Annotated in this window: 27 protein-coding genes; 16 read left to right on the top strand and 11 right to left on the bottom strand. The window is 64.7% G+C overall.

Annotated features, from left to right (window positions below; all coding sequences use genetic code 11):
• The first annotated feature begins 48 nt into the window (after positions 1–48).
• The 3 genes from I6F36_RS03495 (at position 49) to blaOXA (ending at position 2,788) form a co-directional block, all read left to right on the top strand.
• A complete protein-coding gene (locus I6F36_RS03495; protein ID WP_225171030.1) occupies positions 49–1,635 on the top strand; it encodes a flagellar hook-length control protein FliK in 1,587 nt (528 codons plus the stop codon).
• On the top strand, positions 1,632–1,895 hold the full coding sequence (locus tag I6F36_RS03490; protein WP_225132588.1) for an EscU/YscU/HrcU family type III secretion system export apparatus switch protein: 264 nt from the start codon (positions 1,632–1,634) through the stop codon (positions 1,893–1,895). The genes I6F36_RS03495 and I6F36_RS03490 overlap by 4 nt, the downstream gene beginning before the upstream one ends.
• 74 nt (positions 1,896–1,969) lie before the next feature.
• Positions 1,970–2,788 (top strand): class D beta-lactamase, encoded by an 819-nt coding sequence (gene blaOXA, locus I6F36_RS03485; RefSeq protein ID WP_036041463.1) that lies wholly within the window; start codon positions 1,970–1,972, stop codon positions 2,786–2,788.
• 48 nt (positions 2,789–2,836) lie between these two features.
• On the opposite strand, the gene I6F36_RS03480 is transcribed toward blaOXA, so the two are convergent.
• The 3 genes from I6F36_RS03480 to I6F36_RS03470 form a co-directional block, all read right to left on the bottom strand.
• Positions 2,837–3,271: a hypothetical protein gene (locus I6F36_RS03480; RefSeq protein ID WP_225171029.1), complete on the bottom strand. Its 435-nt coding sequence runs from the start codon at positions 3,269–3,271 to the stop codon at positions 2,837–2,839.
• A gap of 191 nt (positions 3,272–3,462) precedes the next feature.
• A complete protein-coding gene (locus tag I6F36_RS03475) occupies positions 3,463–4,053 on the bottom strand; it encodes a hypothetical protein (protein WP_225132586.1) in 591 nt (196 codons plus the stop codon).
• A 149-nt stretch (positions 4,054–4,202) separates the two neighbouring features.
• Complete coding sequence (locus tag I6F36_RS03470; RefSeq protein WP_225171028.1) at positions 4,203–4,604, bottom strand: DUF4260 domain-containing protein; 402 nt, start codon at positions 4,602–4,604, stop codon at positions 4,203–4,205.
• A gap of 140 nt (positions 4,605–4,744) precedes the next feature.
• Here I6F36_RS03470 and I6F36_RS03465 point away from each other — a divergent pair, with 140 nt between their 5' ends.
• Positions 4,745–6,277, top strand: coding sequence for an acyl-CoA carboxylase subunit beta (locus I6F36_RS03465; RefSeq protein WP_025036964.1), 1,533 nt, complete (start codon positions 4,745–4,747; stop codon positions 6,275–6,277).
• A 109-nt stretch (positions 6,278–6,386) separates the two neighbouring features.
• Positions 6,387–6,734, top strand: coding sequence for a hypothetical protein (locus I6F36_RS03460; protein ID WP_036011086.1), 348 nt, complete (start codon positions 6,387–6,389; stop codon positions 6,732–6,734).
• A 120-nt stretch (positions 6,735–6,854) separates the two neighbouring features.
• On the opposite strand, the gene I6F36_RS03455 is transcribed toward I6F36_RS03460, so the two are convergent.
• A complete protein-coding gene (locus tag I6F36_RS03455; protein WP_193374987.1) occupies positions 6,855–7,007 on the bottom strand; it encodes a hypothetical protein in 153 nt (50 codons plus the stop codon).
• Between the two features lie 75 nt (positions 7,008–7,082).
• Positions 7,083–7,736 carry a glutathione S-transferase family protein gene (locus I6F36_RS03450; RefSeq protein ID WP_036027559.1) on the bottom strand — a complete coding sequence of 218 codons (654 nt, stop codon included), beginning with the start codon at positions 7,734–7,736 and terminating at the stop codon, positions 7,083–7,085.
• Between the two features lie 130 nt (positions 7,737–7,866).
• On the opposite strand from I6F36_RS03450, the gene I6F36_RS03445 reads away from it, so the two are divergent.
• Complete coding sequence (locus I6F36_RS03445) at positions 7,867–8,181, top strand: hypothetical protein (RefSeq protein ID WP_225132584.1); 315 nt, start codon at positions 7,867–7,869, stop codon at positions 8,179–8,181.
• Positions 8,182–8,205: 24 nt separating this feature from the next.
• Here the strand turns inward: I6F36_RS03445 and I6F36_RS03440 are convergent, their stop codons facing one another.
• The gene (locus tag I6F36_RS03440; protein ID WP_057029655.1) at positions 8,206–8,439 is read right to left on the bottom strand and encodes a hypothetical protein; all 234 of its coding nucleotides are present in this window, start codon (positions 8,437–8,439) and stop codon (positions 8,206–8,208) included.
• On the opposite strand from I6F36_RS03440, the gene I6F36_RS03435 reads away from it, so the two are divergent.
• Entirely contained in the window at positions 8,342–8,611 is a 270-nt protein-coding gene (locus tag I6F36_RS03435; protein WP_225132790.1) for a twin-arginine translocation (Tat), read from the top strand. The genes I6F36_RS03440 and I6F36_RS03435 overlap by 98 nt on opposite strands.
• 150 nt (positions 8,612–8,761) lie before the next feature.
• Here the strand turns inward: I6F36_RS03435 and I6F36_RS03430 are convergent, their stop codons facing one another.
• From I6F36_RS03430 to I6F36_RS03420, 3 genes are all read right to left on the bottom strand, one after another.
• On the bottom strand, positions 8,762–9,013 hold the full coding sequence (locus I6F36_RS03430) for a GCG_CRPN prefix-to-repeats domain-containing protein (RefSeq protein WP_036011098.1): 252 nt from the start codon (positions 9,011–9,013) through the stop codon (positions 8,762–8,764).
• Between the two features lie 195 nt (positions 9,014–9,208).
• The gene (locus I6F36_RS03425; protein ID WP_225171027.1) at positions 9,209–10,219 is read right to left on the bottom strand and encodes an alpha/beta fold hydrolase; all 1,011 of its coding nucleotides are present in this window, start codon (positions 10,217–10,219) and stop codon (positions 9,209–9,211) included.
• 179 nt (positions 10,220–10,398) lie between these two features.
• The gene (locus tag I6F36_RS03420; protein ID WP_225132582.1) at positions 10,399–11,097 is read right to left on the bottom strand and encodes a winged helix-turn-helix domain-containing protein; all 699 of its coding nucleotides are present in this window, start codon (positions 11,095–11,097) and stop codon (positions 10,399–10,401) included.
• 161 nt (positions 11,098–11,258) lie between these two features.
• Here I6F36_RS03420 and I6F36_RS03415 point away from each other — a divergent pair, with 161 nt between their 5' ends.
• From I6F36_RS03415 to I6F36_RS03405, 3 genes are read left to right on the top strand one after another with little or no spacing between them, the layout of a single operon-like run.
• Positions 11,259–11,567, top strand: coding sequence for an NIPSNAP family protein (locus I6F36_RS03415; protein WP_036011128.1), 309 nt, complete (start codon positions 11,259–11,261; stop codon positions 11,565–11,567).
• 24 nt (positions 11,568–11,591) lie between these two features.
• Positions 11,592–11,942, top strand: a complete 351-nt coding sequence (locus I6F36_RS03410) for an antibiotic biosynthesis monooxygenase (protein WP_036011104.1) — start codon at positions 11,592–11,594, stop codon at positions 11,940–11,942.
• Positions 11,943–11,993: 51 nt separating this feature from the next.
• Positions 11,994–12,803 carry an oxaloacetate decarboxylase gene (locus I6F36_RS03405; RefSeq protein WP_057029659.1) on the top strand — a complete coding sequence of 270 codons (810 nt, stop codon included), beginning with the start codon at positions 11,994–11,996 and terminating at the stop codon, positions 12,801–12,803.
• A 159-nt stretch (positions 12,804–12,962) separates the two neighbouring features.
• On the opposite strand, the gene I6F36_RS03400 is transcribed toward I6F36_RS03405, so the two are convergent.
• Entirely contained in the window at positions 12,963–13,352 is a 390-nt protein-coding gene (locus tag I6F36_RS03400; protein ID WP_225171026.1) for a hypothetical protein, read from the bottom strand.
• 163 nt (positions 13,353–13,515) lie between these two features.
• On the opposite strand from I6F36_RS03400, the gene I6F36_RS03395 reads away from it, so the two are divergent.
• A complete protein-coding gene (locus tag I6F36_RS03395; RefSeq protein WP_225132581.1) occupies positions 13,516–14,160 on the top strand; it encodes a trimeric intracellular cation channel family protein in 645 nt (214 codons plus the stop codon).
• A gap of 123 nt (positions 14,161–14,283) precedes the next feature.
• Here the strand turns inward: I6F36_RS03395 and I6F36_RS03390 are convergent, their stop codons facing one another.
• Positions 14,284–15,519 (bottom strand): cytochrome c, encoded by a 1,236-nt coding sequence (locus tag I6F36_RS03390; protein ID WP_225132580.1) that lies wholly within the window; start codon positions 15,517–15,519, stop codon positions 14,284–14,286.
• A 284-nt stretch (positions 15,520–15,803) separates the two neighbouring features.
• On the opposite strand from I6F36_RS03390, the gene I6F36_RS03385 reads away from it, so the two are divergent.
• The 5 genes from I6F36_RS03385 (at position 15,804) to I6F36_RS03365 (ending at position 23,926) form a co-directional block, all read left to right on the top strand.
• Positions 15,804–19,295: an indolepyruvate ferredoxin oxidoreductase family protein gene (locus tag I6F36_RS03385; protein ID WP_225132579.1), complete on the top strand. Its 3,492-nt coding sequence runs from the start codon at positions 15,804–15,806 to the stop codon at positions 19,293–19,295.
• A gap of 966 nt (positions 19,296–20,261) precedes the next feature.
• A complete protein-coding gene (locus tag I6F36_RS03380; protein WP_057029662.1) occupies positions 20,262–21,419 on the top strand; it encodes a thiolase domain-containing protein in 1,158 nt (385 codons plus the stop codon).
• Positions 21,419–21,808, top strand: a complete 390-nt coding sequence (locus tag I6F36_RS03375) for a Zn-ribbon domain-containing OB-fold protein (RefSeq protein WP_036011139.1) — start codon at positions 21,419–21,421, stop codon at positions 21,806–21,808. Before I6F36_RS03380 ends, I6F36_RS03375 begins: the two co-directional genes overlap by 1 nt.
• Before the next feature lie 197 nt (positions 21,809–22,005).
• Positions 22,006–22,866, top strand: a complete 861-nt coding sequence (locus I6F36_RS03370; RefSeq protein WP_036011141.1) for a MaoC family dehydratase — start codon at positions 22,006–22,008, stop codon at positions 22,864–22,866.
• A gap of 181 nt (positions 22,867–23,047) precedes the next feature.
• Positions 23,048–23,926 (top strand): SDR family oxidoreductase, encoded by an 879-nt coding sequence (locus I6F36_RS03365; RefSeq protein ID WP_036027537.1) that lies wholly within the window; start codon positions 23,048–23,050, stop codon positions 23,924–23,926.
• Positions 23,927–24,046: the final 120 nt, after the last annotated feature.

Genomic DNA, 24,046 nt, shown 5'->3' with positions numbered 1-24,046 from the left:
TTACGAGGCAGCGGTTACGGTAGCCAGCATTCCCCTAGGGCTGCCGAGATGCCGACGCCGGTCACCCCCATCGCTCCCGTCAACGCTGCCAGCCGCCCGGCTGATGCGGCGACGCCGGATCTCGTGCTGCAAGCCGGCAGTGTCGTCGATGCCAGGGTGGTCAGCGTGCTCGCCGACAATCTGGTGCGGATCGCGATCGCCAACCTGGCGATGGACGTGATGTCGGAGGTGGCGTTGACGCCGGGGCAGAATCTCCAGCTCGGGGTCTCGCAGAGCAACGGCACCATTCGCCTCGCGGTCATGGGTGGGGCAGGCGAGGCGGCGGGAGATCAGGTCACGCTGACGCCGCGCGCGGCCTCGCTGGTGGAGAGCCCGCCGCTGGCGCCGTCGGTGGCCACGGCACGGAACACCCTCACTCCGTCCGAGCAGGTCGCCGTTCAGACGGCCTCTGCCGACGCCGCGACCAAACAGGGCAGCCAGGCAGCGCTGTTCGCCAACCTGGCCTCCGTCGTGACGAACAGCAAACTGCCCGCAGGGCTGAAGCAGGCGGTGCTCGATGTGCTGGCGCAGCAGACGCCGCTCAACACCGCCCTCGACGGCGGCGATATCGAATCCGCGTTCCAGAAGTCAGGGCTGTTTCTCGAGGCGTCATTGGCCGCAGGCACAACGCCGTCCTCCGGCACGATCCCGGATTTGAAGGCCGCTCTGCTGGTGTTGCGCCAGACCCTGGCATCGACCTCCGGCGCGCCGCAAGCAACTGCGCCAGGTGTGGCGCTGCCGGCGAGTGCTGCGGCAACGACGCAGACCGCAGCCTCCGCGCTGGCGGGCGAAACGGCCCAACTCGCCCAACCGGCGCAAGCGTCGCGCGGTGCGCTCGCTGTCGCCGTGCTGGCCCATGCGGCGGGGAACAATCCGCAAGCCTTGGTGTCGCGCACCATGTCCGGGGGCCTTGCCGCGAGCCTGCTGCAGGAGGTCACGGAAAACCTGCCGCGCCTGACCGGCAACGTGCCGGGCTCCAACAAGTCCGTGCCGGACGCCCATATCTTCGGGGCGGCCGCACACCCGACACCTCCACCGGTCCGCGGTGCGCTGCCGGCGCCTCAGTCCATCGCCGCGCCGTCGCTCGCACCGGATACGCCGCTGGCTGCGACCGTGCATCGTCTGCTCGATGACACCGATGCCGCGATCGCGCGGCAGACGCTGTTGCAAATTGCCTCGCTTCCCGATCGCACCGACGCCAGCGGCCACCGCATCGATCCGGCCGTGCCGCAGTGGAATTTCGAGATTCCGTTCGCGACCCCGCAAGGTACCGCGATGGCGCAGTTCGAGATCTCGCGCGACGGCGGCAATGAGTCGGACGATCCCGCCAAGCGCGCCTGGCGCGCGCGCTTCTCGCTCGATGTCGAGCCGGCCGGACCCGTGCATGCGCTGATTACGCTGAACGGCGACAAGACCTTCGTTCGGATGTGGGCGGAGCGGCCGGTCACGGCGCAGCAGCTCCGCGCCGGCATCGGTGAGCTCAGCCAGGCATTGACGAAGGCCGAGCTCAAGCCCGGCGATATCGTGGTCCGCGACGGCACGCCGCCGGCTCCGGCGCCCGCTCGCGCCGGCCACTTCCTGGATCGCGCCACATGAGCAATCCCTCCAAGCTCGCGATCGCGCTGCATTACGAGAAGGGATCTGGCGCGCCCGTCGTCGTCGCCAAGGGCAAGGGCACGATCGGCGAGAAGATCGTCGAGATCGCCAAGGCCCACGACATTCCGATCGAGGAGAACGAGGTTCTGGCCGGCGCGCTGTCGAGGGTCGAGCTCGGCGACGAGATCCCGCCAGATCTCTACAAGGCCGTCGCCGAGGTGCTGGTGTTCGTGCTGCGGCTGTCGGGCCGGGGGCGGTAAACACAACCTGTCATCGTTTCAACACTTAGCGGCTGCATGGTCGCGCTGGTTTTCGCTGCTCACGGATATCGCTTTTGCTGACCCGCCGTTCCACCCTCGGCCTCCTCGCCGCAACCGCGATCCTGCCTCGACGCGCGCGCGCCCATGTCGCGCCGCCGCGCAATGAAATCCGCGACGCTCTTGCAAAGCGCTTCACCGACCTCGGCACGTCGGGCACCTTCGTCGGCTACAAGGTCGAGGACTATCTGATCGTCGCCAGCGACAAGGAGCGCTCGGGCGAGGGCAAGTTGCCGGCCTCGACCTTCAAGATTCCCAACTCGCTGATTGCGCTCGAGGCCGGTGTCGTCACTGACCCCGACAAGGACGTGTTTGCCTGGGACGGCGTCAAGCGGCCGATCGAGACCTGGAACAAGGATCACACGCTGCGCAGCGCGATCGCGGTGAGCGCGGTGCCGGTCTATCAGGAGATCGCGCGCCGCATCGGCGAGGTGCGTATGCAGCAATATGTCGACGCGTTCGACTACGGCAATCGCGACATCGGCGGCGGCATCGACCAGTTCTGGCTCACCGGGGCCTTGCGCATCGATCCGGTCGAGCAAGTCGATTTCGTCGACCGGCTGCGCCGCCGCGCGCTGCCGATCTCGAAGCGCAGCCAGGATCTCGTCGCCGACATCCTGCCGGCGACCAAGGTCGGCGACGCCGTCATCCGCGCCAAATCTGGTCTCCTGGGCGCCGAGCGCGGCGAGCCGTCGCTCGGCTGGATGGTCGGCTGGGCCGAGAAGGGCGAGGCACATACCGTGTTCGCGCTCAACATGGATTGCAAAGAGCCACGGCACATCGAGGCTCGCATGACGCTGACGCAAGCCTGCCTTGCCGAGATCGGCGCGATCTAGCGCGACCGTGTGGTTGATGGAGAAGCAACCCGATCCCACACGGTCAGCTTAAGCGCGCGGTTGCAGATCAGCCGGCACCTGAACCTCGGTCGTCGCAATCAGGCGCCAATCGGCGAGCGCGGCCAAACGGTGGGGCTCGGCCTCACGCTGGTAATCGGAGCTCAAGACGATCGCTCGAAAGGTCGCGAAGTCAGGGTAACGGACGATTGCGGCGTCGTGCCAGGCTTCGCCTTGCGCGGCCACCAGCAGAGCTCCGACAGATCCAAGCCAAGTTGGCCTGACCCCTTGCGGAGTCGCGATCTTGCGAAATGCGGGGACATAGCGCGTAAAATAGGCTTCGCGGCCGCTACAGGCCGGAAGCTCGGACTTGTCCCGGTACAAGGCCTCATTCCGATAACGGAGAAGATTGATCATGAAGATAGGTTGATCTCCGGGCAGGCTCGAGCCTGCCATCGCGAGTGATGCATTAATATCGACGAACATTGTTCTCTCCGGTCGTGGGTTCTTGCTGCGCTGATATCGCTTTCGAACGCCCGGCCTTGTAGTGGATTCGGTGTCACCGCTATGATGACGTCATGGCAACACCACGCAGCCATCGGCAACTCCTCGGCTATTCTGAGCGCCAACCCGGCGGTCCAGCTCGAGCTGAAAGTCGACGATTTCGGGGACGGAGTTCAGGCGTTGTCGGGTTTTGCCGTGAGCGCCCGGTCAATCGCAAAGCCGCCGATCTCGCTCATGGCCTGCGAGATCGGATCACCGCGCCGGGCAAAGCCGCTGGAGAGATAATCGAACTGCGTCCGCGCCAGCCGCAGCACTTCGATCGGCACCGAGACCGCGGTCTCGTTGAGGCTGTCGACGGAGGCGCGCAAGCTGTCGAGCTCCGTCGTGAGCTTGCCGATATGTCTCTCGGCATGCTGCATCAGCTCGAGCAGCTTGCCGCGCTCGGCATCGAAGGCGGCGCGCTCGGCTGCGGTCGCGGCGGTGAGCTCGGCGAGCTGTGCCCGCAGCGCCGCGATCTGGCCGACCATGGCGTCGGAGGCGAGTTCGGCGGACTCGCGCAGCACGGCGCTGCGCGTGCTCTCTTCCTGCGCCTGATGATAGAGCCGCTCGGCCGACATCGCCCGCTGGCTCAGCGTCTCGATCATGCTGGCTGCGCGCAGCAGCATCTCGCCGTTCCGCCCCGACACCATGCCGGCCATGCGGCGCAGGAAGTCGATCGTTTCGGACGCTGGGTTCGGCGGCAAGGGGACGACCGTCGCGGACATCTCGGTGATGCCAGTAGGTAGACGCTGGAGCCAGGGCAGATGATCACCGCCGTACCGACTGGGCTCACGCAACATTCGGCGCCTGATCTGACTCGGAGCAAGCCTGAATCGGTCGGCCCGGTCAACCTGCCGGGCTGCCAAATGTGAGGTCAGGAATCCTTCCGCCCAATCCGCCCCAGGTGGGTGAAGCCGAACCCGGCGGAATATTTCAGGCCGTAGCCGAGCGCCCGGTCGATGCCGATATGGGCAAGCCAGATCAAGGCGATGGAGAGGGTGAGGGGCGAGGCGAGGGCGAAGCCCAGCGTCAGCAGCGCCACCGGCACCAAGTAGCTGTGGGCGGCGTTGTAGACCATCGCGCCGAACCTGGCGTCGGACAGGTAGGCCAGGAAGCTCAGATCGGGTACGAAGAACAGCAGCGCAAACACCAGCCACGACCCGTCCCAGGCCGCATAGAGCGTCACCATCCCTGCAAACAGGGTGAGGCCCTCCAGCCGCAGCAGGATGTTGACGCCGCCTGTTGCAGCGCCCGTCTGGGCCGTTCCTTCACTCACGCTCGCCTCCTGGGCAAAACTTTGTAATTCCTTGCGCTTTCCCGCTGCGGCAGGGCAGCCCTGCGACGGCGAAAGCGGCTTTCCGGGCCGCAAAATGCCGTGTTAGAACCCGCCCATCACTTAAGAACTGGCGGGAGCAAATGAAACACATCCTGGACGCCCTTGAAGATCGTCGTGCCGGCGCAAAGCTCGGCGGCGGGGAGAAGCGCATCGAGGCGCAGCACGCCCGCGGCAAGCTGACGGCCCGCGAGCGCATCGAGCTTCTGCTCGACAAGGGATCGTTCGAGGAGTTCGACATGTTCGTCGAGCACCGCTCCACCGAGTTCGGCATGGAGAAGACCAAGGTGCCGGGCGACGGCGTCGTCACCGGCTGGGGCACCGTCAACGGTCGCAAGACTTTTGTCTTTGCCAAAGACTTTACGGTGTTCGGCGGCTCGTTGTCCGAAACGCACGCGCTGAAAATTACAAAACTCCAGGACATGGCGATGAAGGCGAGGGCGCCCATCATCGGCCTGTATGACGCCGGCGGCGCCCGCATCCAGGAAGGCGTCGCTGCGCTCGCCGGCTATTCCTACGTCTTCCGCCGCAATGTGCTTGCCTCGGGCGTGATCCCGCAGATCTCCGTCATCATGGGCCCCTGCGCCGGCGGCGACGTCTATTCGCCTGCCATGACCGACTTCATCTTCATGGTGAAGAACACCAGTTACATGTTCGTCACCGGTCCCGACGTGGTGAAGACCGTGACCAACGAGGTCGTGACGGCCGAGGAGCTCGGCGGCGCCTCGGTGCACGCGACGCGCTCCTCGATCGCCGACGGCGCTTTCGAGAATGACGTCGAGACGCTGTTGCAGATGCGCCGCCTGATCGACTTCCTGCCCTCCAACAACACCGACGGCGTGCCGGAATGGCCGAGCTTCGATGACATCGAGCGGGTCGACATGTCGCTCGACACGCTGATCCCCGACAATCCGAACAAGCCCTACGACATGAAGGAGCTGATCCTGAAGGTCGTGGACGAGGGCGACTTCTTCGAGATCGCGGAAGCCTTCGCCAAGAACATCGTCACTGGCTTCGGCCGCATTGCGGGGCGCACGGTCGGGTTCGTCGCCAACCAGCCGATGGTGCTGGCCGGCGTGCTCGACAGCGACGCATCGCGCAAGGCGGCACGCTTTGTTCGTTTTTGTGATGCCTTCAACATCCCGATCGTCACCTTCGTCGATGTGCCGGGCTTCCTGCCGGGCACCGCCCAGGAATATGGCGGGCTGATCAAGCACGGCGCCAAGCTCCTGTTCGCCTACTCGCAATGCACCGTGCCGCTCGTCACCATCATCACCCGCAAGGCCTATGGCGGCGCCTTCGACGTCATGGCCTCCAAGGAGATCGGCGCCGACATGAACTACGCCTGGCCGACCGCCCAGATCGCGGTGATGGGTGCAAAGGGCGCGGTCGAGATCATCTTCCGCTCAGACATAGGCGACCCAGACAAGATCGCCGCCCGCACCAAGGAATACGAGGACCGCTTCCTGTCGCCGTTCATCGCCGCCGAGCGCGGCTATATCGACGACGTCATCATGCCGCACTCGACAAGAAAGCGCATCGCGCGGGCGCTGGCGATGCTGAAGGACAAAAAGACGGAAATGCCGGCGAAGAAGCATGACAATTTGCCGTTGTAATAGGAGGTAGCCCGGATGAGCGCAGCGAAATCCGGGTCTTTGCCGAGGTCCCGCATGTCCCTTTGCTCATGCGGGCGACAGCTCCTTCTGATTTGGCACGCTCGATCCAATGACCGAAGACGATCCGACCGATGAAATCTCCGATATCGAAGATCGGATCGAAGAGCTCGCCGAGATCGCTGAGCGGTGCCGCAAGTACATCCTCGCGTCCAAGATCGCGATCGGTGGCGGGGCGGCGCTGCTGCTGGTGACGATCCTCGGTCTGTTCGGATTTGATCAGACCGCGGCGCTCGGATCGATTGCGCTGGTGCTCGGCGGGATCGTCTCGCTCGGCTCGAATGTCTCGACGTTGCGGCAGACGGACGAGGCCATCAGTGCTGCGGAGGCGCGGCGTGCGGCGTTGATCGGCAGCATTGACCTCAGGGTCGTTGCCGATGCGCCGCTGAAGCTGGTGTGAGGTGTAGGGTGGATTAGCGAAGCGTAATCCACCAAGGTGTGCGTCATCGGATGGAGAAGTGGCGGATTACGCTATCGCTAATCCGCCCTACGCATCAGACGCCTCCAGCGCCAGCAAGCCTCACGCGGCCTGCTTGACTGTCAGCTCCGACAATTCGGCGCGGCATTCGGCGGCGTAGGCCTGGAGCCGGTCGGCGGTCTGCCGGTCGAGGATGGCCTTGGCCAACCGCTCGGCGCGGGCGATCTGTCGCTTGAGATATTCGATGCGGACCATGGGTCACCTGTCGAATTGAATCGTTCCGATGCCGGCGACTCTATGCCAAGCACAGCATCGATTATGTGAGGTGCATCACGCCCCACGCGCCTTATCCGCCGCGGCGAAATGCGCCAGCTGGTCGGCGTGGGCCTTGGCGAACGCCGGACGTCCGGTGGCGCGCGCGACGTAAGCGCGGCAGGCAGGACTATCCGTCAGCCCGTTGAAACCATCGACGACGCGCAGCACGTCCGCCATCAGGATGTCGGCGACGGAGAAGGAGCCCGCCAACCATTCGCGGCTGGCCAGCACCGCCTCGAGATGCTTGAGCCGAAGCTTGAGGAAGTCGTCCACGAATTTCCATGCTGCCGTGTCGGTCGGATGTCCCATGAATTTGGACATGCCCCAGGGCAGGCTGGCCATCTCCACCGAATTGAGCGCCGCGAACACCCACTCCGCCGCTTCAGTGCGGCCGCGCTGGTCCTTTGGCATCAGCCTCTCGCTGAGGCCGCCGAGATGCAGCAGGATCGCGCCGGTCTCGAAGATCGAGAGGTCGCCGTCGGTCAGCCACGGAACCTGGCCGAACGGCTGGTGGGCGAAGTGCGCGGGCCCGCGGTCGTCGAATGGCACGCTGGCGACGCGATAGGGCAAGGCGGCTTCTTCTAGGGCCCAGCGCACGCGGAAGTCGCGCACGAAGCCTCGCGGCGCTGCGGGAACCCAATCGAAGGTGGTCAGGGTGAGGTCGGCCATTTGCTGTCTCCGTGTGCCGGTTCAACGCAAAGGACGAACGAAGGGCGCCCATTCCGACACCGGCGGCGACTCCTTTTGTCGCCGGCGGCTTAACCGGCTAGGCTCGCGCCAAACAACAGGAGGAAATCCGATGCCAGCAGCCTTCTTCGTCGTTCGCGCCGTCGTCTCCGACGCCGCCAAGCGCGCTGCTTTCGACCGTTGGTACGAGACGGAACATCTGCCCGACGCGGTGCAGGCCTTCGGCGTGAGCAAGGCGTGGCGATTCTGGAGCCTCGACGATCCCTCACTGCACCAGGCGATGTATCAGTTCGACGACGAGGCCAAGCTGAACGCGATGCTGAAAGGTGATGCGCTGAAAAAGCTCGTCACCGACTTCAACCGCGACTGGCCCGACGTGAAGCGCTCGCGCGAGACGCTGGTGCTGGCGCAGGAGTTCGCGACGTAGCGAGATTCTGTAACCCGGACGGAGTTACGAATTCTTCATCTCGGCTCGCATGAATCTGAACGCCGGCTTCAGCTTCGGTTCATGGCGTTGCAGCGACATTCCTTCCGCATCACGGGTACGATGATCCAAGAAGGAAGAAACGATGGAGCGCCGGAACTTTTTGAAACTTGCCTTGGGATTGACGGCGGGCGCCGCTGCCTTCGCCGCGACCGCGGCACAGGCCGCGCCGCTGTCACCGCAGCCGCTCGCTGATCCCACTCACGCGCCGCAAGGCAATCCCGACGCTCATCCCGCTGTCACGACCAGTGAGGAAGCTGCGCAACTCGCTCCTGAGCAGGTTCACTGGCGTGGGCGTGGCCGCCACTGGGGCTGGCACCGCCGTCATTGGCGCCGGCATCGCCGGCGCTGGCGCCGCCGCCATTATTGGTAAGCTCGCGACCATTCGCGGACTCAACGGGGATCGCCGCTGGCGGTCCCCGTTTCGATTCTGGAGACGCCCGGCTCCGTGGGCGAAAGTCAGAGCCCCAAAAGAAAATGGCCGCAGCGGATGCCGCGCGGCCATTCTGGAGTGCGAAGAAGATCAGTAAGGACGGCAGCGGCCGGCGTACCAGCGGAAGCCGTAGGGGCAGACGCGCGCGCGGGGCACCACGACGACCGGCGGGGCGACCACCACGGGGGCGGGGCGCACGACGACTGCGCCACGCATCGGGCGGCACTGACCATAGGGGCCGCGATAAAACCCTCGGCCGCAGCCCTCGGCGGCGCTGGCCGCCTCGCTGAAACCGACGACGGCCGCGCTGGCGAGCATGACGGCGGCTAACAGGTATTTCATTTTTGATCTTCCTTCTCGTCCTGGGGGCAGGCTTAGGGGGATGGCGCTTGTGGCGCACAATGAATCAACAGACACGATTCGACACGTTAAAATTGGAGAAACGTGCCGGCACGTCGCGATCCAAACCTGCCAATCATGACCTGAATGCGGCATGAACGTTCCCCGCATCTGGTCCCGGACGACACGCTGGTGTCGCTAGCGGCCGAGAAAGCCCAGCACCAGTTCCTTGTACGTCTCCGGCGCCTCCAGGAACACGAGATGGCCGGTGCCGGGGATCACCTCGGCCCGCGCGTTCGGCATCTTCGCGGCGAGCTGCTTCGCAAGCTCTGGGTTCTGCCCCATCTTCGCCCGCAGCGCCTCCGGCGCGAGCGGCCGGCCCGGCGCGTTGTGGTCGTCCGCGCCCATGATGAACAGAGTCGGTGTCGCGATCAGCGGGATCTCGTGCGCCACCGGTTCACGATAGATCATCTGGCCGGAAGAGACGAAGGCGCGCAGCCAGCGCGGATAGTCCGGGCTGCCCTTGATATTGAAGCGGGCCTCGATGAACGGCGTGATCGCCTCGGCCGGCAGCTTGATTGCGTAATTGGTGTGGAGCTGCTTGCGATAGCCGTCGGCGGTGAGCTTGTCCTCGGTCTCGATCATCTCCTCGGTCGGCGTCGGCGGCACGTAGAGGCGGTAGTCCTCGAGCCCGATCGGCGCGGTCAGCACCAGATGGGCGAGGCGGTCCGGATAGGCGCGAGCGATGCGCACGCCGAGCATGCCGCCGAGCGAATGCGCGACGATCTCGGCCTTGTCGATTTTGAGGTGATCGAGCAGCGCAATGGTGTTGCGCGCCAGATTGTCGAAATGCAGCTCGCCCGCCGGCTTGGAAGACTTGCCGAAACCGACCTGGTCCGGCACCACGACACGAAAGCCGGCCTCGCTCAGCATCTTGATCACGGGCGCCCAATAGCTCGACGGAAAATTGCGCCCGTGCAGCAGCACGACGGTGCGGCCGTTCGGCCGTGCCGCGGCGACATCCATATAGGCCATGCTGAGCTGCTCGCCGTCGTTGACGACGGGGAGCAAGTGCACGGGGTAAGGATAGGCAAAGCCTTCGAGCGCGATGCCATAGGGCTCGCGGGGCGTGGCATCGGCGGCGCGGGTCGATGTCAGTTGGGAAACGAGAAGGGCGGCGGCAAGCGCGGCCAGGAAGATGCGGTTCATCACGGTCTCCGTCATGCCCCGGGCTTGTCCCGCCTGCGCGGCCGAAGCCGCTTCGGCGAGGCGAAGGCCCGGGCATCCACGTGCCAGCCGCAATAAAGACGTGGATGGCCGGGTCAAGCCCGGCCATGACGAGAGTGCACATTCACACGCAAACGTGCGATCTCACAGAGCTTGTGTGATCAGTCCTTCCCATTCGCGAACAGCGCAGCGAACTGCTTCTCGCCGGTACGGGTGAAATTCACGATACGGCTGCCGGGCGTGGGATCGCGCGCGGCCCACTTCAACTCGGCGAACCGTTGCATCATGGCCGCGCCCAACGTGCCGGCGAGATGGTGCCGCCGCTCGCTCCAGTCGAGGCAGGCCTTGCAGACCGGGCGGCGCGGATGGCTGAGCATGTCGGGCGAGATCTGCAGGTGCTTCACAAGAAAGCGCTCGCCTTCGGCGGTCAGCTCGATCTCCTGCTTCCTCTGCCTGACCAGATGTCGCTCGCGCAAAGAGTCCAGCATCTGCACGCCGAGATCGCCGGCGAGATGGTCGTAGCAAATCCGCGCGCGCCGCAGCGCAGGGTCCTTCGGCCCGGTGCGCACGCGCATATGGCCGGTCCGCGCGGCAAGGCCGGCGAGCCCCTCGAGCACGCCGGCGACGTCGTCGTCGGTGAGGCGGTAATAGCGGTGGCGGCCCTGTTTCTCCGGCTCGATCAGGCCGCCGGCCTCGAGCTTCGACAGATGCGAGCTTGCGGTCTGCGGCGTGATGCCGGCCTCCTGAGCCAGCTCGCTCGCCGTGAGCGCACGGCCGTTCATCAGCGCCGTGAGCATGTTGGCGCGGGCGGGATCACCGACCAGCGAGGCGACCATGGCGATGTCGGGTCCTGATTTCATGCTTCGATGGTAACCGAAGCGTTGGTGTCGGGCAAGGGCGTAGCGTGTTGTCACGAACACGTCATTGCGAGCGAAGCGAAGCAATCCAGACTGCGTCCGCGGAGGGACTCCTGGATTGCTTCGCTACGCTCGCAATGACGGCGAAAACAAAGGAGCCCATCATGTCCGTCACCGTCTTCATCCGCTATCAGCTCGATCCCTTCAAGCGCGCGCAGTTCGAGGAATATTCGAAGCGCTGGCTCACCATCATCCCGAGATGTGGCGGCGAGTTGATTGGCTACTTCATGCCGCATGAGGGTACCAACAACATTGCGTCCGCCCTGATCTCGTTCGAGAGCCTGGCCGCCTATGAAGCCTATCGCAAACGGCTGCGCGCCGATCTCGACGGTATGGCAAACTTCAACTTTGCCGAGGCGGAGAAATTCATCCTCGCCGAAGAACGCACCTTCCTGCGCAAGGTGGTATTGTAGGCCCACCAACAGCAGGAGACGCCCATGATCGCCGTGATCTTCGAGGTCTGGCCCAAGCCGGAACACCGCCAGACCTATTTCGACCTTGCAGCCGATCTGAAGCCGCTGCTGCAGACCATTGACGGCTTCATCTCGGTCGAGCGCTTCGAGAGCCTGACGGAGAAGGGCAAGATCCTGTCGGTGTCGTTCTGGCGGGATGAAGCGGCCGTCCAGGCCTGGCGCAACACGATGGAGCACCGCCGCACCCAGGCCAGGGGCAGGGCGCAGATCTTCGCCGATTATCACTTACGCATCGCCAGCGTCATCCGCGACTACGGCATGAACGACCGCGACGAGGCGCCGAAGGACAGCCGCGCCGTGCATGACGCGCACTAGCGGACTCGAAAACGCAGCCTTATCTCTGCGCGGCTAACAAGGGAGAGAAACATGCACGTGACGACCGCTGACAAGCGCGCGACGTTCAGGAAGATGCACGAGAGCGGCTGCTTCATCCTGCCCAATCCGGTTGATGTCGGCAGCGCGAAAGCCTTGCAGCATCTCGGTTTCAAGGCGATCGCGTCATCGAGCGCGGGCTTTGCCTGGACCATTGGCAAGGCCGACAATCACGTCACCGTCGAGGACGTCTGTCAGCATCTGGCAGCATTGAGCTCGGCTGTCGACATCCCCGTGAACGCCGATTTCGAGGGTGGCTTTGCGGTCGAGCCCGACAAGGTCGCGGACAATGTCGAGCGCGGTGTGCGCACCGGCGTTGCGGGCCTCTCGATCGAGGATTCCACCGGCGACAAGGACAAGCCGCTCTACGATCGCGCGCTGGCCGTCGAGCGCATCAAGGCCTCGCGCAAGGCGATCGGCGACAGCGGCACGCTGCTGGTCGGCCGCTGCGAGGCCTATCTGTGGGGCGTGACCGATCTCAAGCTCGTCATCGACCGGCTCACCGCCTATGCCGATGCCGGCGCCGACTGCCTCTATGCGCCGGGTCTGAAGAGCCGCGAGGACATCGCCGCGGTGGTCAAGGCGGTCGCACCGAAGCCGTTCAATCTTCTGATCGGCGGCTCCGGCCTGTCGCTGCAGGAAGCCCAGGATCTCGGCGTGCGCCGCATCAGCGTCGGCGGCTCGCTCGCCCGCGCCGCCTGGGGCGGCTTCATGCGCGCGGCCAAGGAGATGGCGGAGAAGGGGACCTTCACCGAGCTCGGCGGCGGCTATCCCGGCGGCGAGCTCAACAAGATGTTCGGCTAGAGCATGATCCGGAAAAGTGCGTGGCGGTTTTCCGAGAAGATCATGCTCAAACAATAACCTAAAGCGCGATGACGATTCATCCTAATCCCATCGCGCTTTAGCCAAACGAAGAGCGGCGGGATGTTGCATCCCGCCGCTCTCGCGCATCATTACGAAATGTTACTTCGCGCCGTCGGACGGAGCTGGCGTATTCGGGGCCGGCCTGTTCGGCGCTGCACCCGTGGTCACGCCCGGCTCGGTGTTGCTGCGCGGCGTCACGTCACGCATGCCGGGAGGTGCGGCCGGATTGGTCGGCTGCGTCTGCGCAGTCTGCGAGGCCGGTGTGTTGCTGGCCTCGTTGGTGGTGCTGGAGTTGTTAAAGCCGTAGAACACTGCGCCCAGCACCAGGGCGACAGCGACCGCAAACAACGCGATCTTGCCGCTGGAGGCGGGGCCTTCCCCGAGCTCGGGATCGGCCTGCAGGTCGGCATCCCGGCGCGCCGCGCGAGAGTACTCATCGTCGGCGAGGTTCGGGCGGTACGGATCGTTGGGAAAACGGTCGTCTGCCATCGATTTGGTCTCCTCGGTTATGACCCCGGGACAACCCTCAGGTGCGAGATTCTGTTCCGCCGCCTTGATGCTTTCGTCGCATGTTGCCTCGGTGTGGGGAATCGGGAACCTGTTCCATGGGAACCCGCGCCTGAGTTCGAGGGCCACGGAGAGGGAACACGCGATGTGGAGCCTGCCGCCTACCGATAGCGTGCTGCATTTCTTGTCCCTGGCCGCGGTGGCCGCGCAGGGCATGACGGCTGCGCTCGCTGCCGGACGCCGCAGCATGGATTGGCTGGGCGTCTGCTTCCTCGGCTGCATCACCGCGCTAGGCGGCGGCACGTTGCGCGATCTCTTCCTTGGACATTATCCGCTGGCCTGGGTGCAGAACCCGATCTATCTCGCGCTCGCCGGCGGCGCCGCCTTCCTCACCATCCTGTTTGCGCGCCTCGTGCACCGGCTGAAGGTCGCCTTCATCGTGCTCGATGCCATCGGTCTCGTCGTCTTCACCATGGCCGGCTGCGACGTTGCCTGGCAGATGGATGCCTCGCTGCCGATCGTCATCGTCTCGGGCATGGTGACGGGCTGCGCCGGCGGCGTGCTGCGCGACGTGCTCTGTAACGACGTGCCGCTGCTGTTTCGCTCCGAGCTCTATGCCAGCGTCTCGGTGGTGACGGGACTGTTCTATGCGACCGCGTTCGGTCTCAAGCTCAACGCGGAGCTCTGGACCATTTTGACATTTGTCCTCGGCATCAGCTTCCGCCTGCTTGCGGTGCGCTACAAATGGGAGATGCCGAAGTTTGTCTTTACGGGGGATGAGGAGAACTAGTTGCGTCCCGCGCTCTATCCACGTCGTCATTGCGAGCGCAGCGAAGCAATCCAGAATCTTTCCTCGGACGGACTCTGGATTGCTTCGCTGCGCTCGCAATGACGAAAAGGAGGCAGCGGTGAGCTACGGCTCCTTCCTCGCCTTCGCCACCTGTGCCGGTGTCACCAGCGGGCCTGCATTGCCCCAGGAATTGCGGATGTAGTTCGTCACCGCGGCGATCTCGGCGTCGGACAGCTGCTCGGCGTAGGCTGGCATCTCGCCGGTGTTCGGCGCGCGCGGCGTCGTCACGGTGTGAGCACCGTCGAGGATGATGCGCAAGGTCGAGGACGGATTGATCGATTGCAGCAGCGCATTGCCCGGCAGCGGCGGGTAGATGCGCGGGCTGCCTGTGCCGTCGGCCTCGTGGCAGGCGATGCAGAGCTTTGCGTAGACCGCCTGGCCGGCCTTCATCTCGGCAGCGTCCGGCGGCGTCACAATGGTCTCGCGCCGGGCCGGCGGCAGGCTCTTCAGATAGGTCGCGATCGCGCGCACGTCGGCATCGCTCATCTTCGAGGTCGAGTTGACGACGACCTCCGCCATCGGCCCGCCGGCGTGGCTTTTGGCGTTGCGCCCGCTTTGCAGGTACTCCGTGATATCGGCCTCGCTCCAGGATTTCAGCCCGGTGCGGGCGGCGCCATCGAGCCGCGGTGCGAACCAGCCGCCGACCGCGTTGCCGGACAGCGCCTGCGCATCCCAGTCGGCGCCGAAATAATTCTTGGGCGTGTGGCAGGCGCCGCAATGGCCGAGCCCGGTGACCAGGTAGCCGCCTCTGTTCCAGGCCGCGCTCTTGGTCTGGTCCGGCTCGAACAGGCCGGGCTTGAAATAGATCGTGTTCCAAAGCCGCATCAGGCCGCGATAGCCGAATGGCCAGCGCAGCTCCGGCGGCTTGTTGCGGCTGGTGACGGGCGCCAGCGTGGCGAGATAGGCGCGGATCGCCAGCGTGTCGTCCTTCGTCATCTTCGTGAAGTAGGGGTAGGGGAACGCCGGGTAATAGTTCGAGCCGTCGGGCGCGACGCCGGTGCGCAAGGCGCGGGTGAAATCGGCATCCGTCCAGCCGCCAATGCCAGTGTCACGGTCCGGCGTCAGGTTCGGCGCATAGATCGCGCCAAAGGGCGTGTCGATGCGCTTGCCGCCCGCGAACGGTTTGGCCGGATCGGCGGTGTGGCAGCCCGCGCAGTCGCCGGCCTCGGCCAGCGCCTTGCCATAGGCGATCAGCTCGGGCGATGGTCCGGCGGCGCCGGCCGCGCTTGTGACCGTACTTGCAACCGCACTGCACAACGCCAGGCCCACAAGCGCCAGGCCCGTCAGAATCGTCCGCATCGACCGCCTCTCCTGCGACCCATCGACCCTACCTGCGTGAAGGGAAGCGTCGATTCATTTCGCAACGATGGGGGTATGGTGACACAAACTGAAAATCGCCAACGTGTTTCAGGCCACGAAATTGCGATTTTTACCCGAGGCCTCCTTTGGTCCAGAATTGTGATGCGGATCATGAAATATCCGACATAGAGTGGCGGAGGTGGTCGGCGCGCCCTAGCTAAAAACAACGGGCAGGCAACGACTTAAGTCAGCAAGACCTGAACAGGGCGCGAAGCGAGGACAGCATGGGCATCAACCAGGGTCCGATCAGTCTCGATCAAAAGTACACCCAGCAGACCGGACACGTCTTCACCACGGGCATCCAGGCCCTGGTCCGCTTGCCGATGGCCCAGATCCGGCGCGACCGCGCCAACGGCCTCAACACCGCGGGCTTCATCTCCGGTTATCGCGGCTCGCCGCTCGGTGGCTACGACCAGCAGCTGTTCGCCGCCCGCAAGCATCTCGAGCAGTACAACATCAAGTTCCAGCCCGGCGTGAACGAGGACCTCGCCGCGACCGCGGTGTGGGGCTCGCAGCAGCTCAACCTCTCGCCCGGCGCCAAATACGACGGCGTGGTCGGCATCTGGTACGGCAAGGGCCCGGGCGTCGACCGCTGCGGCGACGTGTTCCGTCACGGCAATGCCGCGGGCTCGGCCAAGAACGGCGGCGTGCTGTGCCTTGCCGGCGACGACCACGGCGCAAAATCCTCCACCGTCCCGCATCAGTCCGACCATGCTTTCATGTCGGCACTGATGCCGTATCTCTATCCCTCGAGCATCCACGAGATGATCGAGATGGGCCTGCTCGGCATCGCGATGTCGCGCTATTCCGGCTGCTGGGTCGGCATGAAGGTGATCACGGAGACGGTGGAGACCACCGCCGAGATCGACCTCACCGACGAGATGAAGCCGTTCATCATTCCCACCGATTTCGAGCTGCCACCCGGCGGCCTCAACCTGCGCTGGCCCGACGACCGCTTCGAGCAGGACCGGCGCCTGCAGGACTACAAGGGCTTTGCCGCCATCGCCTTTGCCCGCGCTAACAAGGTCAACCGCGTCACCATGGATTCGCCGAACGCCCGTTTCGGCATCATGGCCTCTGGCAAGAGCTACGAGGACGTTCGTCAGGCGCTGCGCGAGCTCGGCATCACCGAGGAGGTCGCCGCCAAAATCGGCCTTCGTCTCTACAAGATCGGCATGCCCTGGCCGCTCGAGCCGGAAGGCGTGCATGAATTCGCCGTCGGCCTGGAGGAGATCTTCATCGTCGAGGAGCGGCGCGAGATCGTCGAGAACCAGGTCAAGCAGGTGTTGTTCAACTGGCGCGACGATGTGCGCCCGCGCATCGTCGGCAAGATGGACGAGCACGACAAGCGCTTCCTGACCTTCGCCGCCGAGCTCAGCGTCGCCTCGCTCGCGACCTCGCTGACCGAACGCCTGCTTCGACTTGATCTCAACCCCGAAATCGCGGAGATGCTCCGCGCCAAGGCCGACTGGTTCAACGGCCGCCAGGCGACCCAGATGCAGGCGGTCGCCCCTGTCTCCCGAACCCCGTATTTCTGCTCCGGCTGCCCCCACAACACGTCGACGAAAGTCCCCGAAGGCAGCCGCGCGCTGGCCGGCATCGGCTGCCACTTCATGGCGCTGTGGATGGACCGCTCGACCGAGACGTTCACGCATATGGGCGGCGAGGGCGTGCCCTGGGTCGGCATCGCGCCCTTCACCAACGAGAACCACATCTTCGCCAATCTCGGCGACGGCACCTATTTCCACTCCGGCATTCTCGCCATCCGCCAGGCGATTGCCTCCAAGGCCAACATCACCTACAAGATCCTCTACAACGATGCGGTAGCCATGACCGGCGGCCAGCGTCATGACGGCGATCTCTCGCCGCAGCAGATCACCCAGCAGCTGTACGCCGAAGGCATCCGCGAGCTCTATCTGGTCTCGGAAAACCCCGACGCTTACCCCGCCGATACCATCGCGCCCGGCGTGAAGAAGTATCACCGCGACGAGCTCGACAACGTCATGAAGATGTGCCGCGAGTTCAAGGGCACCTCGGCGATCGTGTTCGTGCAGACCTGCGCCGCCGAGAAGCGCCGTCGCCGCAAGCGCGGCCTGATGGAGGACCCGGCGCGCCGCGTCATGATCAATCCGGCCGTCTGCGAAGGCTGCGGCGATTGCTCGGTGCAGTCGAACTGCATCTCGGTCGAGCCGCTGGAGACCGAGTTCGGCCGCAAGCGCGCTATCAACCAGTCATCCTGCAACAAGGACTATTCCTGCCTGAAAGGATTCTGTCCGTCCTTCGTCACTATCGACGGCGGCGCGCCGCGCCACCGCGCGCCAGCCGAGCTCGCTGAGATCGGCGCGCTGCCCGAGCCGGCCTCGCGTCCGACGCTCGACAAGCCCTATAACATCGCCGTCGGCGGCGTCGGCGGCACCGGCGTGCTCACCATCGGCGCGCTGCTCGGCATGGCCGCCCACATCGAGGGCAAGGCCTCGATGATCCTGGATATGTCGGGCCTCGCGCAAAAGGGCGGGGCGGTGCTCAGCCACGTGCGGCTATCAGATCATCCGGCCGAGGTGACCTGCTCGCGCATCGTCACCGGCACGGCCGATCTCGTGCTCGCCGCCGACGAAGTCGTCGCAGTCGCCAAGGACACGATCACCCTTTGTGACACCAGCCGCACCCACGGCATCATCAACAGCCACGTCATTCCCACGGCCGATTTCATCCTCAACCGCGATTTCAATTTCCAGACCCGCAAGCTGAACGGGCTCCTGGAAACGGCGCTGCACAAGGATTCGGTGTTCTTCGACTTCACCAAGCCTGCCGAGCAGCTGCTCGGCGATGCCATCGCCACCAACATGATGATGATGGGCTATGCCTATCAGAAGGGTTTGTTGCCGCTCTCCGCGGAAGCGATCGAGCAGGCGATCGAGGTCAATGGCGTCTCGATCAAGATGAACAAGGAAGCCTTCAGCCTCGGCCGCCTCGCAGTCGCCGACCCCAAGCGCCTTGCCGACATGCTGAAGGGCGGGGACGAAGTGGTTGCGCCGAAGGCGCTGGAGGCCATGACGCTGGATGAGGTCGTCGAGCACCGCGCCAAGCATCTGACCGCCTATCAGAACGCTCGTCTCGCCAAGCGCTATCGCAAGCTGGTCGACCAGGTCCGCGATGCCGCCGCGAAGGGCGGTTATGGCGATGCACTGCCGCGCGCGGTCGCCGTGAACTATGCAAAGCTCCTGGCCTACAAGGACGAATACGAAGTCGCGCGCCTCTACACCGACGGCGCCTTCGAGCAGCAGCTCCGCGACCAGTTCGAGGGCGACTTCAAGTTCAATTTCAATCTCGCGCCGCCGATCCTCAGCAGCGGTGTCGATGCGCTGGGGCGCCCCAAGAAGCGCGCCTTCGGCCCGTGGATGCTGAAGGTCTTCCGCGTGCTGGCCAAGTTCAAGTTCCTGCGCGGCACGCCGTTCGACATCTTCGGCCGCAGCGCCGACCGCAAGCTCGAGCGCGACCTGATCGCCGGCTACGAGAAGGACGTCGCCACCGTGCTCGGCCTGTTGTCGCCGCTCACGATCGACACCGCGGTCGAATTGCTCTCGCTGCCCGACCGCATTCGCGGCTACGGCCCCGTGAAGGAGAAAGCCGTACACGACGCCAAGGCCCGCTACGCCCAGCTCGCCGCGGATTTGACCAACCCGCCGCCGGCGCCCCGGCAGATCGCGGCGGAGTAGGCGGTCCCGTAGGGTGGGTTAGCCTTGTGAATGCGCGAAGCGCGTTCGCGGGGCGTAACCCACCGCTTCTGCCGCCGCTGAGAGCGAAGCGGTGGGTTACGCCTTCCGCTAACCTACCCTACGACACCACCCCTAGCACTACGCGTCGGGCAAAACACCCGCGCCATGGGTCAAGCCGGGCGCGTAAAAAAGTTCCGCTTTACCGAAATTCGGAATTGTCGTATCTCTCCGCCACCTCATCCCTCTCAGAGGGGCGTATCGCGATCGTCACGAAACGCGGGGTGAGCGGCGGTGGACGCGGGCTGCGTCGCGCGAGTCTTTCGCGCGCACGACGGGCGCGGTCTCGCGTACGGCAAAATCGTGTGGTCCTGACGCCCGGGGTCTGTGCGTCAAGTCTTGCGGGTCTCTCTCGCAAGGCGACGGGGGCAATAGTGCATCGCTCCCCGGGGAGAGCGCGACATAAGCCCGTAAAGCCACTGCGCAGGGAAGGCCGGATGTTTGGCCGCACCTGTATGCCGCTGTGCATCTGTTTTTCGCGCAATTCGCGCACAGCGGACCGTGGGTGCCCAGCCGGCACCCGGTCTTCCCTGCGCCCTCTGTCTTCGGAGGGAGCAAGACGGGAGCAAAACTCGGGCGAGATGTGCCGCGAGGATGCGGGCGTGTGTCTGCGAGCGAGTCTTGAGTTGAAGCAGCGCCATCAGTGGCAACAAACTCCGTCATTGCGAGCGTAGCGAAGCAATCCAGAATTCCTCAATGGAGGGGCTCTGGATTGCTTCATCGCAAGGGCTCCTCGCAATGACGACGCGGCGGGCAGGTTCGCTTACTATCCGAGGCCCGGATTTCGGATGTGCTCCACTTGCGCCGACCCGTCACCCTCTCGCGGGGCGGAATATTTCCGCGCTTGCCAATCAGCCCGGTGCGGTTCAGAAAAAAGCACCAAGACAAGACGCGAGCGGAGATCGAAGTTTGACCATCAAGGGCAAGGCCTACATTGCCGGGATCTACGAACACCCGACCCGGCATGCGCCGGACAAATCCACCGCCCAGCTCCACGCCGAGGTCGCCAAGGGCGCGATCGAGGATGCCGGGATCAGCAAGGATGATATCGACGGCTATTTCTGCGCGGGCGACGCGCCCGGCGGCGCCTGGCCGATGGTCGATTATCTCGGCCTGAACACCAAGAAGCTTCGCCACATTGATTCCACCGAGACCGGTGGCTGCTCCTACATCATCCATCTCGGCCATGCCGCCGAGGCGATCGCCGCGGGCAAATGCTCGATCGCGCTCGTTACGCTCGCCGGCAAGCCGCGCACCGGCGCGATGCCGCCGCGCGCAGCCGGCGCCGAGGTCGATTTCGAAACCGCTTACGGGGCGACAACGCACAATGCCTATGGCATGTGTGCCATGCGCCATATGCACGACTACGGTACCACCAGCGAGCAACTCGCCTGGATCAAGGTCGCGGCCTCGCATCACGCGCAATACAATCCGCATGCTATGCTCAAGGACGTCGTCACCGTCGAGGACGTCCTGAACTCGCCGATGATCTCCGATCCCCTGCATCGCATGGATTGCTGCGTCGTCTCCGACGGCGGCGGCGCGCTGATCGTGACGACGCCCGAGATCGCCAAGAGCCTGAAGAAGCCGCTGGTGCGCCTGATCGGCCATGGCGAGGCTATGAAGGGCCCGCGGGGCGGCAAGGATCTCGATCTCACGTACTCCGCCGGCGTCTGGTCCGGCCCGCGTGCGTTCGAGGAAGCCGGCATCACGCCGAAGGACATCAAATACGCCTCGATCTATGACAGCTTCACCATCACCGTGCTGATGCAGCTCGAAGACCTCGGTTTCTGCAAGAAGGGCGAGGGCGGCAAGTTCGTCGCCGACGGCAACCTGATCTCGGGCGTCGGCAAGCTGCCGTTCAACACCGATGGTGGCGGCCTCTGCAGCAACCACCCCGTCAACCGCGGCGGCATGACCAAGATCCTCGAGGCCGTCAGGCAGCTGCGCGGCGAGGCGCATCCGAAGGTGCAGGTCAAGAACTGCGATCTCGCCATCGCCCACGGCACCGGCGGCCTGCTCGGCGTCCGCCACGCCGCCTCGACCGCCATTCTGGAGCGCGTGTGATGAGCGAAGTGAAAAAGTATCCGGCCCCGGTGACGAATCCCGAGACATCAGCGTTCTGGGACGCCGCGAAAGAGGGCAAGTTCATGATCAAGCGCTGCACCGCCTGCGGCGAAGCGCATTACTTCCCGCGCTCGATCTGCCCGTTCTGCTACTCCGACAAGACGGTGTGGGAGCAGGCCTCGGGCGAGGGCACGATCTACACCTACAGCTTGATGCGGAAATCGCCGACCGGCCCTTACGCCATCGGCTACGTCACGCTGAAGGAGGGGCCGTCGGTGCAGACCAACTTCGTCGACTGCGATCTCGAGAAGCTCAAGATCGGCCAGAAGGTGAAGGTGGTGTTCAAGCCGACCGACGGCGCCCCGCTGCCGTTCTTCACGGTGGCTTGATTGCTTTCTTCCTTCCCCCCTTGCGGGGGAAGGTGGCGCGAAGCGCCGGATGAGGGGTTCTCTCCACGGAGAGAATCTTCAACGTGGAAGCAACCCCTCACCCAAACGCGTATGTGGCCGGCACCTCGGAGCCCTCTCCCGCAAGGGGAGAGGGCGCATCAGTAAGCGCCGGTGAAATCCCGGGAGAAACCAGAAGAATGTCCGCCAGATACGAAGAGCTCAAAGGCCTGAAAAATCTCGGCCAGAAATACGCCTACACCGATCGCGAGGTGATGCTCTACGCCTACGGCATCGGCCTCGGCGCCGATCCCATGGACGAGAACGAGCTCGCCTTCGTCAACGAGGGCACGTTCACGCCGCGGCCGCTGAAGGTGGTGCCGACCTTTGCTTCAGTCGCGGCCTGGGGCTCGGGCCCGGGCGAGATGAATCTCAACCGCGTCATGGTGGTCGACGGCGAACGGGACATCACCTTCCACCAGCCGCTGCCGGTCGCCGCCAACATCACCGCCGACTCCTCGGTGCTCGAAGTCTACGACAAGGGCAAGGACAAGGGCGTGGTCATCGTTCACCAGACCGTGCTGAAGAACGAGAAGGGCGAGAAGCTGGCAACGCTGGTCGCCTCGCGCTTTGCCCGCGGCGATGGCGGCTTCGGCGGGCCGAACCTGACCCAGCCCGATCCGCACAAGATCCCATCGCGCGAGCCGGACAAGACCATCGACATCACCACGCGCCCCGACCAGGCGCTGGTCTATCGCCTCTGCGGCGACCGCAACCCGCTGCACTCCGATCCCGAGTTCGCCAAGAAAGCCGGCTTCCCGCGTCCGATCCTGCACGGCATGTGCACCTACGGCATCACCTGCCGCGGCGTTCTCCAGACCTATGCCGACTACGATGCGAGCGCCTTCCGTCAGCACGTCGCGCGGTTCTCCTCGCCGGTCTATCCCGGCGAGACCGTGACCATGGACCTCTGGAAGGACGGCAACGTCATTTCGTTCGAAGCCAAGGTGAAGTCGCGCGGGGTGACGGTGATCAAGAACGGCAAGACGGTGCTGGGTTAGGCGGGCACCGGCGTCTCACTCCCTCGCCCCGCTTGCGGGGAGAGGGCGGGGTGAGGGGCTCTCACCACGAGTCGGGACGGTGTTGAGACCTGTACCCCCTCACCCGGATCGCAAGAGCGATCCGACCTCTCCCCGCAGGCGGGGAGAGGTTAGAAAGAAAACAAAACAGGGAGACGCCACCATGGGACTACTCGACGGCAAGGTCGCGCTGATCACCGGCGCGGGCGGCGGGCTCGGTGAGGCCTACGCAAAACTGTTTGCGCGGGAAGGGGCCTCGGTCGTCGTCAACGACCTCGGCGGTCCCCGCGACGGCTCCGGCGCCGACGTGTCCATGGCGCAGCAGGTGGTGGATGCGATCAAGGCCGAGGGCGGCAAGGCGGTCGCCAACGGCGCCGACATCTCCACCATGGAGGGCGGCCAATCGGTGTTCGACGACGCCATCAAGCACTTTGGCCGCGCCGACATCCTGGTCAACAATGCCGGCATTTTGCGCGACCAGACCTTTCACAAGGCCAGCGAGGCCGACTGGGACAAGGTCATCAAGGTCCATCTGAAGGGCACCTTTTGTTGCACCATGCCGGTGTTTCGCTGGATGCGGGAAAACGGCGGCGGCGTCATCGTCAACACCTCCTCGACATCAGGGCTGATCGGCAATTTCGGCCAGACCAATTACGGCGCGGCCAAGGGCGGCATCTGGGGCCTGTCCAACGTGCTCGCGATCGAGGGCCGCAAGTACAACATCCGGATCTGGACGTTGGCCCCGGGCGCCCTGACCCGCATGACCGCAGACCTGCCCCGCTATAAGGAGAACCCCGGCGCCGCGCTCGGGCCGGACGGCATCGCGCCGGCCGTGCTATACATGGTCAGCGATTTGTCGGGCGACCAGACCGGCAAGGTGCTGGGCGTGTCCGGGCCCCGCGGCGTGCGCGAGATGCGGATGATGGAAATGGAAGGCTGGAAGCCGCCGCACTCGGGCTGGAACGCCCAGGACATTGTCGATCATGCCAAGGAGATCTTCTTCTCCGAGGAGCAGATCAAGATGGGGGCACGGCGGTTTTAGAAGGCCGTCATCTCGGGGCACGCGAAGCGTGAGCCCGGGATCCATACTCCGGATCGTGGTTATGGATTCCGGGCTCGCGACTGCGTCGCGCCCCGGAATGACAGATTAGAGAAAGACGAG

The organism is Bradyrhizobium sp. BRP19, from assembly GCF_020194195.1.
In the GTDB taxonomy this organism is placed as follows: Bacteria; Pseudomonadota; Alphaproteobacteria; order Rhizobiales; family Xanthobacteraceae; genus Bradyrhizobium; species Bradyrhizobium yuanmingense.
Note: the sequence above shows the minus strand (reverse complement) of the source record. Positions and strands in the feature narration are given on the sequence as shown.